At 56.0% G+C, this 13,179-nt stretch carries 12 protein-coding genes; 4 read left to right on the forward strand and 8 right to left on the reverse strand.

Annotated elements, in window-relative coordinates; translation table 11 throughout:
* Positions 1 to 4: 4 nt before the first annotated feature.
* The 5 genes from IM314_RS01330 to IM314_RS01350 form a co-directional block, all read right to left on the reverse strand.
* On the reverse strand, positions 5 to 664 hold the full coding sequence (locus IM314_RS01330; protein WP_193358269.1) for an O-methyltransferase: 660 nt from the start codon (positions 662 to 664) through the stop codon (positions 5 to 7).
* Positions 665 to 748: 84 nt separating this feature from the next.
* Positions 749 to 2,128 carry an efflux transporter outer membrane subunit gene (locus tag IM314_RS01335; protein ID WP_193358268.1) on the reverse strand — a complete coding sequence of 460 codons (1,380 nt, stop codon included), beginning with the start codon at positions 2,126 to 2,128 and terminating at the stop codon, positions 749 to 751.
* Positions 2,128 to 3,207, reverse strand: a complete 1,080-nt coding sequence (locus IM314_RS01340) for an HlyD family secretion protein (RefSeq protein WP_041910088.1) — start codon at positions 3,205 to 3,207, stop codon at positions 2,128 to 2,130. Before IM314_RS01340 ends, IM314_RS01335 begins: the two co-directional genes overlap by 1 nt.
* 22 nt (positions 3,208 to 3,229) lie before the next feature.
* Positions 3,230 to 4,882, reverse strand: a complete 1,653-nt coding sequence (locus IM314_RS01345; protein WP_032644875.1) for an MFS transporter — start codon at positions 4,880 to 4,882, stop codon at positions 3,230 to 3,232.
* Positions 4,883 to 5,039: 157 nt separating this feature from the next.
* Positions 5,040 to 6,359, reverse strand: a complete 1,320-nt coding sequence (locus tag IM314_RS01350; protein ID WP_047365486.1) for an MFS transporter — start codon at positions 6,357 to 6,359, stop codon at positions 5,040 to 5,042.
* Between the two features lie 64 nt (positions 6,360 to 6,423).
* Here IM314_RS01350 and IM314_RS22040 point away from each other — a divergent pair, with 64 nt between their 5' ends.
* Both IM314_RS22040 and IM314_RS01355 read left to right on the forward strand, forming a co-directional pair.
* Entirely contained in the window at positions 6,424 to 6,549 is a 126-nt protein-coding gene (locus IM314_RS22040; protein WP_255517940.1) for a hypothetical protein, read from the forward strand.
* 137 nt (positions 6,550 to 6,686) lie between these two features.
* On the forward strand, positions 6,687 to 7,481 hold the full coding sequence (locus tag IM314_RS01355; RefSeq protein ID WP_193358267.1) for a YdcF family protein: 795 nt from the start codon (positions 6,687 to 6,689) through the stop codon (positions 7,479 to 7,481).
* A gap of 53 nt (positions 7,482 to 7,534) precedes the next feature.
* On the opposite strand, the gene gap is transcribed toward IM314_RS01355, so the two are convergent.
* Positions 7,535 to 8,536, reverse strand: a complete 1,002-nt coding sequence (gene gap, locus IM314_RS01360; protein ID WP_028013079.1) for a type I glyceraldehyde-3-phosphate dehydrogenase — start codon at positions 8,534 to 8,536, stop codon at positions 7,535 to 7,537.
* A gap of 188 nt (positions 8,537 to 8,724) precedes the next feature.
* Here gap and cybB point away from each other — a divergent pair, with 188 nt between their 5' ends.
* The gene (gene cybB / locus IM314_RS01365) at positions 8,725 to 9,255 is read left to right on the forward strand and encodes a cytochrome b561 (RefSeq protein WP_047365229.1); all 531 of its coding nucleotides are present in this window, start codon (positions 8,725 to 8,727) and stop codon (positions 9,253 to 9,255) included.
* Between the two features lie 44 nt (positions 9,256 to 9,299).
* Here the strand turns inward: cybB and IM314_RS01370 are convergent, their stop codons facing one another.
* On the reverse strand, positions 9,300 to 10,367 hold the full coding sequence (locus tag IM314_RS01370) for an oxidoreductase (protein WP_193358266.1): 1,068 nt from the start codon (positions 10,365 to 10,367) through the stop codon (positions 9,300 to 9,302).
* 13 nt (positions 10,368 to 10,380) lie between these two features.
* Positions 10,381 to 11,124, reverse strand: a complete 744-nt coding sequence (locus IM314_RS01375) for a DeoR/GlpR family DNA-binding transcription regulator (protein WP_047368512.1) — start codon at positions 11,122 to 11,124, stop codon at positions 10,381 to 10,383.
* 716 nt (positions 11,125 to 11,840) lie between these two features.
* On the opposite strand from IM314_RS01375, the gene IM314_RS01380 reads away from it, so the two are divergent.
* Complete coding sequence (locus IM314_RS01380; protein WP_193358265.1) at positions 11,841 to 13,178, forward strand: TolC family outer membrane protein; 1,338 nt, start codon at positions 11,841 to 11,843, stop codon at positions 13,176 to 13,178.
* Position 13,179 lies beyond the last annotated feature (1 nt).

Below are 13,179 nucleotides of genomic sequence, written 5' to 3' on the forward strand. Positions count from 1 at the left end.
TTTTTCACCCATTCACAATCGCCAGCGTAAACCCATCCCATCCCTTAACCCCCACCGTTTGCAGCGCGGTGGCGGTTAAGCGCGGGTTAACCCCCGTCATCTCGATAAAACGCCGTACGCCCAGCACGCGCGCGTCGTCGCTTTGCCCGTTAATGACCTCGCCGTCGCGGACCACGTTATCGCCGATAATCACCGTGCCGGGGCGGGAGTAGTGCAGCGCCCACTCCAGATAGCCGGGATTGTTTGGCTTATCGGCATCAATAAAGATCAGGTCGAACGGCGGAACGTCACCGAAATTCTCCAGCGAGTTCAGCGCCGGGCCTTCTATTAATTCAATACGATCGTTCAGCCCCGCGAGGCGAATATTCTGGCGGGCAACATCGGCATGCGTTGGGTCCGCCTCGAGCGTAATCAGCTTTCCGTCCGGCGGCAGGGCGCGCGCCATCCAGATCGAGCTATAGGCACCCAGCGTACCGATCTCAAGAATGCGTCTTGCCTGCGTCATGCGCACGAACAGCGCCAGCAACTGCCCCTGATTGGCCGCGACATCGTGTTCGGGTAGCCCGGCGCGCTTGTTGTTTTCCAGTACCTGGCTCAGTACGTCATCGACAGGAATAAGCGAAGAAATCATGAAATTATCAACTGCAGACCACTGTTGTTGCATAGATTGTCTCCTGAGGGGGAATCGCCGGGTGGCGGCTGCGCCTTACCCGGCCTACGTGACGAAATCCAGGCCTGTTAAGCGCCTTCAGGCATTGACCCAGCCCCCGCCCAGCGCTTTATACAAATCAATCTGCGCCAGCAGCAGGTTATTTTTGACCTGCACCACGCTGGTCTGGACCGAGTACAGCGTGCGCTGCGCGTCCAGCACGTCAAGATAGGATGAATAACCGTTGCGATAGCGGTTCTGCGCAATGCGCAGCGTCTCCCGGGCCACATCCTGCTGGGCAAGCAGCTCCGTCAGCTGTTCCTGATAGCGCGTAATGGCATCAAGGCTGTTGTTCACTTCGGCAAACGCGTTACGCACGGTTTTTTCATACGCATACAGCGCCTGGTTACGCTGGGACTGGGAAATATCCACCTGCGCGTTCAGCGCCTGGCGGTTCAGCAGCGGGGCGAGAATGCTGCCGCCTGCGCTCCAGAGCTGGAGCGGGTTGTCCAGCAGGCCGGAAAGGGTGCGATCCTGGATCGATCCGGTTGCGGTCAGGTTGATCGACGGCAGCAGGCTGGCGCGTGACGCGGCAAGCGAGGCATCAGCCGCAACCAGCTGTCGCTCGGCCTGCACGATATCTGGCCGACGATTCAGGAGCGTGGAGGGCAGCTGTGACGGCAGCGTGAGCGGCGTCAGCGCCGCAAAGCTTTCGCTACGCGCTAGCGCACCGGGATTGCTTCCCAGCAGCAGGCTCAGGGCATTCTCCTGCTGCGCAATCTGATGCCGCAGCACGGGCACCTGCGCTCGCGTTGAGCGAAGCTCGGAATCCGACTGCATCAGCTCCAGGCGCGAACTGTAGCCCGTCTCAAGCTGGCGTTTGGCAAGCTTAAACGCCTCTTCGCGCGATTTCAGCGTGGATTCGGTCACGCGCAGCTGTTCATCAAGCGAGAGCAGGGTGACGTACCCGTATGCCACAGACGAGGCGACGGTCAAATCCGCGGCGGCGGCGGCGGCTTTTTGCGCCGCCAGCGAGGCTTCGGCAGCGCGCGAGGTGCTGCGGTTGACGCCCCAGATATCCACGTCATAGCTTGCCGTCAGGCTCCCTTTGTACAATGTGCCGTAAACCGGCAGCCCGGTCGCAGCGGATTGTGAACGGGCGCGCGTCCCGGTTACGCCTGCGCCGAGGGAGGGAAACAGGCTGCCGTCGGCGGCAAAGACCCGCGCCTGATATTCGTTTATCCGCTCGCGGGCAATCAGCACATCGCTGTTGTTTTTTAGCGCCTGGTCCACATAGCGGTTGAGGTTGTTGTCATGAAAATTGCGCCACCAGAGCTGTTCCGTCGGGCTGGCTGGCCCTGAGACGGCGCGCCATTGAGCCGGAATTTGCAGGGTCGGCTGCGCCGGCTTGACGTCGACGGACTGGCATCCGGCCAGCATGAGCGCCCCCACCAGCGCGGCTATCGGGCGAAGGATCATTACTTCGCCTCCCGCGTATCAATGGTTACCTGCACCGACATACCCGGACGCAGCAGCGCGGAGTCCTCTGGCTTACCGAGCACCTCAATACGCACCGGAATACGCTGGGCGATTTTGACAAAGTTGCCGGTGGCGTTGTCCGGCGTGATAGCGCTGAATTCAACCCCGGTCGCCGGCGAGATGCTCTCTACGCGGCCCTGATACGCTTTGTTGTTTAAGGCATCGACGGTAAACTTCACCGGCTGACCGACGCGCAGCTCCGCCAGCTGGGTCTCTTTGATGTTGGCAATCACCCAGTGCTGCGGCGGCACCAGCGTAGTGAGGTGCGTTCCGGCGGTCACGTACGCGCCGAGACGCACGGCAATCTGGCCGAGCTGGCCGTCGCGCGGGGCGATAATGCGGGTATTTTGCAGGTCAATCTGCGCCAGCTCCAGCGCCGCTTTGGCGTTTTCAACATCTGCCTCCAGAGCGCCGCGGTTCACAATCACCGTCTGCAGATCCTGACGCGACATCTCAAGCGTGGCTTTCGCCTGGTCGATATCCGCGCTGCCCTGAGCCGCACTGGCCAGCGCGGCATCGCGCTCGCGAATGGAAAGCGACCCATCCGCCGTCAGATCCTTCACGCGCTTTAAATCCGCCTGGGTTTTCAGGCTCTGGGCGCGGGCATTTTTCAGCGCGGCTTCATTTTTGGCAATGGTCGCTTCGGCGCTTTTCCGCTGCTGCAGGTTGTTATTCAGCGCGGCAATTTTCATCGCCAGCTGCGCCTCGGCCTGATGGACGCGCTGACGATAGATGCGGTCATCGATCTGCAACAGCAGATCGCCTTTTTTGACCTGCACAAAGTCCTGAACCTTCACCTCGGTGATATAGCCGTTAACCTGGGGGCTGATGAACGTCGTCTGGCCGCGCACGTAGGCGTTGTCTGTAAACTGCGCGTGGCGGGTAAACGGCGGCAGCTGCCAGGCGTAAAGAATGACCAGCACGCCAACAATACCGATGGCAGCGGCGGTGAAAACGGAAACAATGCGCACATTTTTGCGGGTGTTGGCCTGCTCTTTGGCGGCATCCTGCTGACTCATAAACTCTCCAGAAATATCACAATTATTTGTTGCCGGTGGCGTTCTTCAGCGCCATACGGGCAGTAATGCGCAGGCGCAGCAAGCGCCATAAAATCCAGACCAGCGTGGCGGCAGCGATGCTTGCCGTCAGCAGATAAGTATCGTTGTAGGCCAGAATATTTGCCTCAAGGCTGGTCACCGTCTGTAGCTGGGTAATGGCCTGCGTTCCCAGCAGCGTACTGTCGCCAATCAGGCTTTTATACATCTGGGTATAAAGCTGAATCCGCTCGTTGACCAGCGGGTTAAGCGTGGTGAGCTGATCCGCCAGCAGGCTGGAGTGGTATTTCTCGCGCCAGGTCTGGAAGGTGCCGAGAATCGCCGATCCCAGCAGGCCGCCGAGGTTCTGGCTCATGCCAAACATGACCGAAAAGCTGACCAGGTTACGCGGGTCGGCAATTACCCCGCCAATGGCGGCCAGCATGGCGGGCGCCAGGAAGAAGGCGCTGCCGAAGCCCAGCAGGAACTGGCTGACCATCAGCTGATCCGGGCGGGTCAGGTTATTGGACTGGCTGTCCAGCAGCGAGGCAACAATCATCAGCGCCAAAGAGGTGATAATCGGCCACGCCAGCTTTGTAGGCTTAATGGTGAGGCAGCTGGTGACGATCCCGCAGACGATCCCGGCGAAAATAGACCACGCCAGATGGGTCATCTGCTCATTTTGTAACCCCACGTACTGCAGCCAGCCGATGACGCCGGTATTTTGCTCCGCCAGCACGATGCGGATCAGCAGCATGATCAGCCCCAGGCGAACGATGCTGCCGCTCGACAGCCAGCGGGTGTTCAGCAGCGGGTTGGCGCGGTTATGTTCAAACACGATGGCGGAAACAATCAGCACCAGCGATAGCGCCAGCGACCAGCCGATCCACGGCGCCTCGAACCACCAGTCAAGACGGCCTAAAGAGAGCACGGCGCAGAGCAGGGCCATTCCGGGAGCCAGTAAAAAGAAGGTGACAAAGTCTTTCTTCTCGAAGACCTTGCGTCGGTCACCCGGCGGCAGTTTTAAGGCGATTACGCAGGCCAGGGAGATCAGCGCCAGCCCCAGTTCAAAGAAATAGAGCCCGCGCCACTCGTCCAGCTGGAGAAGCTCAGTGGAAAACAGACGCGCCAGCGGAATAGCGAGCGACGATCCAGTGATCCCGATGGTAAGCGCCTTCAGGCGATGCTTCGCAGGCCAGGCCTGGATTTGATAGTAAATCCCCAGCGAGCTGAGCGCGGCGGCCACCATCCCGTGCGCGGCGCGTACCATCAGCGCGGAACTGAGGTCGTTAACGAACAGGTGGAAAAAGGTGACCAGCACGTACAGCACCAGAAAACCTTCCGTAAAGGCGCGCAGGCCGTACTGTTGACGAAATTTGACCAGCAGCAGGTTAATGGAGATGTTGGTCATCACATAGACTGCAGGCAGCCAGGCGATTTCGGTCGACCAGGCCCCAAAGGTTCCCTGCAGGTTTTGCAGGTTGGCGGTGACCACCGCATTGCCCAGTGCCCCCGTCAGGCAAACCAGCAGCCCAACGACGCCATAGGCGACGCGTTTTGGCGTACTGTGCTCGGGGGTGGAAGGCGAACCCAGCAGGGCGGGTTTCTCATGGGGCTGCCACTCGCGAGGAGCATAAGGGTCGCGTTCGGGCAGGCGCATAACGTCATTACCTTAGAAATGATTGAATAATTAGCGGGCTAGCGATTCTACGTCTGCCGCAAATGATAATTCAAGTGAATATGATTTGCGCATGTTAATCAAATGTACGAGAGAAATTTAAGGAAAAAGAGCGGCCCGCAGGACGGGCCGGGAAAGGTCAGAGACGTTCGGGCTGCGCCTCGACGAGAGTGGCACGCTTAACGCGGCTGGCGCAGAAAATCGCGATTAAGGAGATGGCTACCGTGACGGCAAGATACCAGGCCACCGGAACCCAGTCGCCGTCATATTTTGCCAGCAGGCCGGTCGCAATCAGCGGGGCGGTACCGCCAGCCAGCGCGGCACCCAGTTGATAACCGAGCGTAATGCCGGTGTAACGCACGTTTGCGCTAAAAATTTCAGAGCACAGCGTGCCGAGTACCGCCGTGACCGGTGCCCACAGCACACCAAAGGCGATCACCGTCGCGAGCACAATCCCCCACGTGGTACCGGTATTCAGCAGCATAAACCATGGCACGATAAACAAACCCAGGATAAAGACGCTCGTGGCATACATACGCTGACGGCCAATTTTATCCGAGAGCAGCCCCATTAACGGAATCATTATCGTGGCCACCAGGGCCCCCAGCGTCACGGCCTCCAGCGCCTGCGATTTTTGATAGGTTAGCGTGCTGGTGGCATAGCTCACCACAAACGTAGAGAAAATATAAAACGGCGCGGTTTCCACGACTTTGAGGCCGGCGGCAATCAGCACTTCACGCCAGTGATGTTTCAGCGTATCGCGCAGGGGAGCCTTAGCCACCTGACCGGACGCTTTCACTTTCTGAAAATCAGGCGTTTCATCAATATCTTTTCGGATCCACAGGCCGAGCAACACCAGAACAGAGCTCAGCAGGAACGGGATACGCCAGCCCCAGGAGAGAAAATCCTCTTCGCTGAACATCGTCATCAGCGACACGATAAAGGTCGCCATCAGCATGCCGATGGTGACGCCCGCCTGCGGAATGCTGCCGAAGAACCCTTTGCGTTTTTCAGGCGCATACTCATAGGCCAGCAACAGCGCACCGCCCCATTCACCGCCGATACCCATCCCCTGAATGATGCGCATCAGGATCAGCAGCGCCGGAGCCCACATACCAATCATTTCATACGTGGGCAACAGGCCAATCATAACGGTTGCACCTCCCATCAAAGAGAGGGTCAGCACGAGGGTTTTTTTACGGCCAATGCGGTCACCGATGTGTGCGAAAAGTACCCCGCCAATGGGACGTATAAAAAAGGTTAATGAGAAAGAGAGATACGAGAGAATGAGTCCGATCACCGGATCGACCATCGGAAAAAAGATCTTATTAAAGACCAGCGCGGCCGCCGTACCGTAGAGGAAATAGTCAAACCATTCAATGGCGCTCCCGGTAAGGCTGGCGATTAACACCTTCTTATTTTTTCGTAATACCGTCGTCGTACTTTCATGTTCTGTCATGAGCTGAAACCCCGCCACGTTGCTGATATATGAGGTGTCACCTGGCGCGCTTCAGGTGCAACCCGTGAAGATGAAAAAGGTTGTGAAATTGTTAAGCAACTTAGGGTTGGATGTTGCATTTAGCAAGCACTGGCGGGCTGAAACTGGTCAGATCACGTTTAAATTAGCAGCGTTGGCTGCTTTTTCATGACGCCTGTACAATACAATGTTTTGTAGGGCTGGAAATTAAAAGCACAATAGGCAGGTGCAACCCGATGATTTTTGGATGTTTCTGGTTATTTCAGAAAAATGGTAAATTCGCTGCTTCAACAACGTGAGGAGTTCACCATGGTTCAGCCCCATTTTCCCCTTCTGGCGAATGCCACAATGGCGGCCATCAATACTGTCGGCGCATGGCTGGCGCAGGACGACCTGAGCATGACGCGTCAGGCCCCGGAGATTGATGCGGTGATTCTGGCTGGCAACGCGGTGATCCCAACCATTGACGCGGCCTGCAGTATTGCCTCTCAGAAAGACGTGCCGCTTCTGATCAGCGGCGGCATCGGCCATTCGACCCCGTTTTTATATGAAGCGATCCGCAATCACCCGCGTTATCACACTCTACCGGTCGCGGGACGGGCAGAAGCAAACATTCTTGCCGACGTTGCGCGGGCGTTCTGGCTGATCCCCGAGGCGCGCCTGTGGGTTGAAGATCGCTCCACCAACTGCGGTGAAAACGCGCGCTTTAGCTGGAACATGCTAAAAGAGCGTCAGCGGACAAGCGGGCGCGTGCTGGTGGTACAGGACCCAACGATGCAGCGCCGCACGATGGCGACGTTTGCCCGCGTGTGCCGCGATGAACCCGCATCACCGCAGTGGATCAGCCATCCCGGGTTTACGCCAGCGCTGCAAAACGGCACTGAGGGCGTAGAGTTTAGTGGGGGCAACGCCGGGCTGTGGCCCGTTGACCGGTATCTGTCGCTGGTTATGGGGGAACTGCCGCGCCTGTATGATGACGTCAACGGCTATGGCCCGGCCGGGCGGGATTTTATCGCCCACGTTGAATTCCCTGAAACCGTCACCGCCGCATGGAGACAGCTTCAACAGGACCCAGTCCTGAAGGTGGCGCGTAAAATCATCTGAGCACGGAACAATCCCCTCGCCCCATTGGGGAGAGGGTTAGGGTGCGGGGAAAATCACAGCGCCGCAAACTTATCCAGCGTCCGCACCAGCTGCGTCACAAACCCATACTCGTTGTCATACCAGGCAACGGCTTTCACCAGCTGCAGGTCTCCCGCTTCTGACACCTCCGTCTGCGTGGCGTCAAACACCGAACCATAGTGCGAGCCAATCACATCTGAAGAAACAATCTCGTCATCGGTATACCCGAACGATTTATTCCCCTGGGTCGCCTTTTTCAACGCGGCGTTGATCTCCTCGACCGTCACCTTTTTACCCAGAATCGCTACCAGCTCGGTTACCGATCCGGTTTTCACCGGCACGCGCTGGGCATGACCCTTTAGTTTGCCGCTGAGCGCGGGGATCACCAGGCCGATGGCTTTCGCCGCCCCGGTGGTATGAGGAATAATATTTTCTGCCGCCGCCCGCGAGGCGCGCAGATCTTTCCCGCGCGGGCCATCCACCAGCGCCTGGGTGCCGGTATAGGCATGAATGGTGGTCATGGTGCCCACTTTAATTTCAAACGCGTCGTTCAGGGCTTTTGCCAGCGGGGCGAGGCAGTTGGTGGTGCAGGACGCGACGGAAATAATAGTATCACTGGCGTCAATGGTATCGTCATTCACGCTATAGACGATGGTCTTCATCTCACCCGCGGGCGCCGAAATCAGCACTTTCTTCGCACCGGCGTCCAGGTGCGCCCGCGATTTTTCTTCTGAGGTATAAAAGCCGGTGCACTCCACGACGATATCCACGCCCGCGGCTTTCCACGGAATGTGCTTTGCCTCTTTTTCGGCGTACACCGCGATGGTTTTACCGTCGACAATCAGCGCATCCTCGGTGAAGTCCACGCTCCAGGGGAAGCCACCGTAGTTGGAATCATGCCTGAGCAGGTAGGCCAGGACTTTCGGGGAGGTGAGGTCGTTGATGGCGACGACGGTATTGCTGTCCTGGGTTTCAAGAAGGCGGCGCAGCACAAGGCGTCCAATGCGTCCAAATCCGTTAATGCCAATTTTACTCATGGTGTTCTCCTGTGAACGTGTCGATACGACAGTTTGAACTCATCCAGGCTTAGACCATCACGGGCAGGCCAGCAATTGAAGATGCTTCATGCGAGGGGAAGTATTTGAAAAACCATACAGAAAAGTTAATGAATTTTTAAGGAAAGGAGATTATGTTGGCGCGGTGACTGTTTATTTCAGGAAATCCCATGCGCACTAAATATACAAGCCTGCAAATCACGATTCACTGGCTGGTGTTTTTGTTAATCGTCGTCGCCTACTGCGCGATGGAATTCAGGGGCTTTTTCCCGCGTTCCGACCGACCGCTTATTAACATGATCCACGTCTCCTGCGGCATCTCGGTTCTGTTGCTGATGGTGGCGAGATTGCTGATCCGCCTGAAGTTTCCCGCACCGCCCATTCAACCTAAACCCAAAGCGATGATTACCGGGATGTCCCACCTTGGGCATCTGATCGTCTATCTGCTGTTTATTGCGCTGCCGCTGATTGGCATTGTAATGATGTATAACCGTGGAAACGACTGGTTCGCCTTTGGTCTGGCGATGCCTCACGCGGCGGAGGGGAATTTTGACCTGGTGGATGTGCTGAAGGAGTGGCACGTTACGCTGGCAAACCTGGGCTATTTCGTGATTGGTCTGCACGCCTTTGCGGCGCTGATGCACCACTATTTCTGGAAAGATAATACTCTTTTGCGCATGATGCCGAATAAGCGTCAGTAGTCTTTAACTCGTGCCGGGCGGCGCAGCGCCACCCGGCTTGTTTTTTAACCCAGAAGAGCACGCTCTTCATCAGTTAACGCCAGCGTCTGCGTTGACCCCGTCTCTGACGATTTCACCGCCGCTTCCAGAACAGCCATAACCGCTAACGCCTCGACAGGATGAACGGGATTGGCGATCTTCCCGAGCATCGCATCCCGCACGTTGATGTAGTACTGCCGCTGATCGCCCTTTGGCGTGGCAATCGTTTGGGGTTCACCATCAGCTCCGAAGAACACCATGCTGTCGTCGTCTTCGCCCCAGGCGTCGCTGCCGGGGATTACGCCAGCCAGCAGCTGCGCTTCCTGCTGATCGATTCTGGCTTTCACCACGCTGCCTTTGTCCCCGTGAACGGTAAAGCGCGCCGTACCGCCAGCCACCAGCATGCTGGCGTGCAGAACCACCTTATGATCCGGGTAATTGAGGACCACGTGAGCCCAGTCGTTAACCTCTGCGCCGTCGCGCAGCGTGGCGATATTTCCCTGAACAGACTCTGGCAGGCCAAACAGCTGAAGCGTCTGGTCGATCAGGTGAGGGCCCAGGTCAAACCACAGACCGCTGCCGGGGACGTTCTGCTCTCGCCAGCGCACGCGCACTTCCGGGCGGAAGCGGTCAATATGCGACTCCAGATGTTTAACCTTGCCAACCGTGCCTTGCTCAATAATCTGCTTAATGCCGAGGAAATCACTGTCCCAGCGGCGGTTGTGGAAAACGGAGAGCAGAAGCTGCTTTTCATCCGCCAGGGCAATCAGGTGCCGGGCTTCCTGCATATCCAGGGTGAAAGGCTTATCCACGACCACGTGTTTTCCCGAGTTCAGGGCCAGCGTCGCCAGCGGCGCGTGGGTGGCGTTAGGGGAGGCAATGACCACCAGGTCGACATCAGGTTGTTGAATGGCTTCTTCGGGCGTGGCTACCACCAGCACATCCGGAAGATCGCGCTTCACTTTCTCTTCATCACGGGAAGAGACCACCGCCAGCTTGAGCCCGTCCACGGACTGGATCAGCGGGGCATGGAAGGTTTTACCGACAAAACCATACCCGATCAGCGCAATGTTGATTGTTTGAACTTTACTCATGACCTTCTCCACGTTATTGCGCGCACACCGTGACCCGTAATGCGCCAGGGTCCCCAAGCTCAGGCCAGGGACGATCTAAAAAGAGTTGATGAATATCGGTTAGCCCGGAGACCAGATACGGCTCGCAGCGGTTAACTTTCAGGTGATCGGCAACAATCCAGTGCGCATGGCTTGCGGCGAGCATCGCGCGTTTCACCTCGGCATCCGCTTCTTTACCGGCACTCAAACCGAGTTCGGCATGAAGGGCGCACGCACCGAGAATGGCGATATCGGCCCGATAGCGTGACAGCAGGGACAACGTGGCGCTGCCGGCAAACAGGCGCTGCTTCGGGTCCCATTTTCCGCCGAGCAGAATAAGCTCAATGTCTTCCCGGTCGCTAAAATGCTGGGCGATATCCAGCGAGGTAGTGATCACGGTGTGAGGCCCCTGCAGATAAGTGGCGACGGCCATCACCGTACTGCCGGCATCCAGAAACAGGGTGGAACCAGGCGGAACCGCCTGCGCAACCTGTTTCCCCAGGCGCTGCTTTGTTTCCGGCAGCAGGGTATTGCGGCCCTGACGATTCATGGCCGAAAGATTCAGAGCAATAGCCCCGCCGTGATTCTTCTGGGCAAGCCCCTGATTTTCCAGATCGGTCAGATCCCGACGAACGGTGTCCGCCGAAACCTGCAGCTTTTCTGCCAGTTCGGTGATGCTGGCCTGACCTTGTTCACTGAGAATATCAAGGACATAGCGTTGACGTGCGGTTTTGTGCATGGGCAGCAATCCTGCAAAATGTCGCAATAAATTGCATAATACAGCATTTTGACGCAGAAGGAAGGAGTATCGTAAACCAGGTTGATGTTTAATTATTGGAATTATATTAAGCGGATATCATTAAGCCGTTCTGAATGTTAACCACAGTGTTAATGTTATGTTTTAATCAACGATTTGGGTTATGTAACCAATGTATTATGATTAACTGGTGGAATATGCTGATATTTAATTAAAACAAAGCATTTAATGTCTGATTTATGTTTTTTATTAGAATTATTTTTCAACAAATTGATGGCTCTTACTTAAGTTGACACTTCTTTGAAAATCTTTGTGTCTGACCCGCTCAGAAATTAACGCAAAAATGTGCGCAGAGGAGATTAAGAATTTTCCTTAAATTACAGTGTGTTTTGATGTTTCATCTGAAAGGCTACTTTCGGAGTTTTGTCCAGAAACCCCATGTTTTTTCTTATATGTAACACCGCATTAACATTGTGGGTGTAGTGGCCTATACCACATTTTGTTATGCTGCAAATCAACTTATGAAATAAGTAATTTCTTAAATTTAATAAGACAAAGGCGGATCTCATCTCCATCGGAAATGGGTATGGGGAGCTTTACCTGAAATTTAGCGAGGAAGTTAAATAAGATATTTGTCTAATTATCTGTACCTCTTTTTGGGTAATTGCTTGAGTATCACTCAGAGTCAGGGAGATAAAATGACGATATTACGCAAGCCTGTTTCACGCCAATTTATAGCTACGCTGGCGTTAATTTCATTAGCCCTAAATACGGCTTATGCCAATAGTGGCGCGGTAGGTATTGCCCCGATGGCAACGACGACCTTAAAGGAAAGTATTCTTTTCGCTATCGATCGCGATCCGTCAATTAGCCAGCAGGCCGCGCAGTTAGGTATTGGTCAGGCGCAAATAGACGAGGCGCGCAGCGGCTGGATGCCGCAAATAGCGTTGAACGGGAGTACGGGGCATAGCCAGACCACCGATTCCAGCGGTTCGCTGAAGAACTCTGCGGCCTGGGGAGTGAGCCTGACCCAGCTGATATACGATTTTGGCAAGACTAACAATAGCATCAGCCAGTCTTCCGCCCAGCGCGATAGCTACCGCTACCAGCTGATGAGCACGCTTTCTGACGTGGCGGAAAAAACGGCGCTCGGCTACGTGGAGGTCAAACGTTATTCCGACCTATTACAGGCGGCAAAAGAGAACGTTCAGGCACTGAAAAACGTGGAGCAGCTGGCCAAGCTGCGCGCCGATGCGGGCGTGAGTTCCACCTCCGATGAACTCCAGACCCGCACGCGTATTGCCGGCATGCAGGCGACGGTGGCGCAGTATAACGCCGAGTTGAACAGCGCCCGCGCAAGGCTCGCGGTATTAACCGGAATGCAGGCAGATCATTATTCGCCGGTACCCGCAAACCTCGCCGTTGAGCCGGATTCGCTTAACCGCATTGATTATTCGTTAATACCGGCGGTAATGGCCGCGCAGAATATGGAACGTTCGGCCCAGTATGGCGTTGAAACAGCGAAGTCCCAGCACTGGCCAACCCTGAGCCTGAAAGGGGGACGCACGCGTTACGAGTCGGACAACCGCTCATACTGGGACGACCAGATCCAGCTCAATATTGACGCACCGCTTTATCAGGGCGGCGCGGTATCTGCACGCGTGCGTCAGGCTGAGGGCGCCCGGGCGATGGCGTCCTCTCAGGTCGATCAGGCGCGTTTCGACGTGCTGCAAAAGGCCTCCGTCGCGCAAGCTGACTGGACCGGCGCACGGGGAAGAATGGAGGCCGGGAAGCGGCAGCTGGAAAATGCGCTGCGGGCCCGCGAGGTTTATAAAAATGAATACACCCTGAGCAAGCGGAGCATTAATGATTTGCTCAGCGTTGAGCAGGATGTCTGGCAGGCCACGTCGGCGAAAATAATCGCCGAGTATGATGGCTGGAGTTCGGCAATTAATTATGCTTCCGCGGTTGATAATTTAATGCCGCTTATTGGAATAGAGAAAAACGCTGCCGCAAAATTACCCGATTTGAGTTAAC

Source organism: Enterobacter cloacae complex sp. P42RS (assembly GCF_014930595.1).
In the GTDB taxonomy this organism is placed as follows: domain Bacteria; phylum Pseudomonadota; class Gammaproteobacteria; order Enterobacterales; family Enterobacteriaceae; genus Enterobacter; species Enterobacter bugandensis.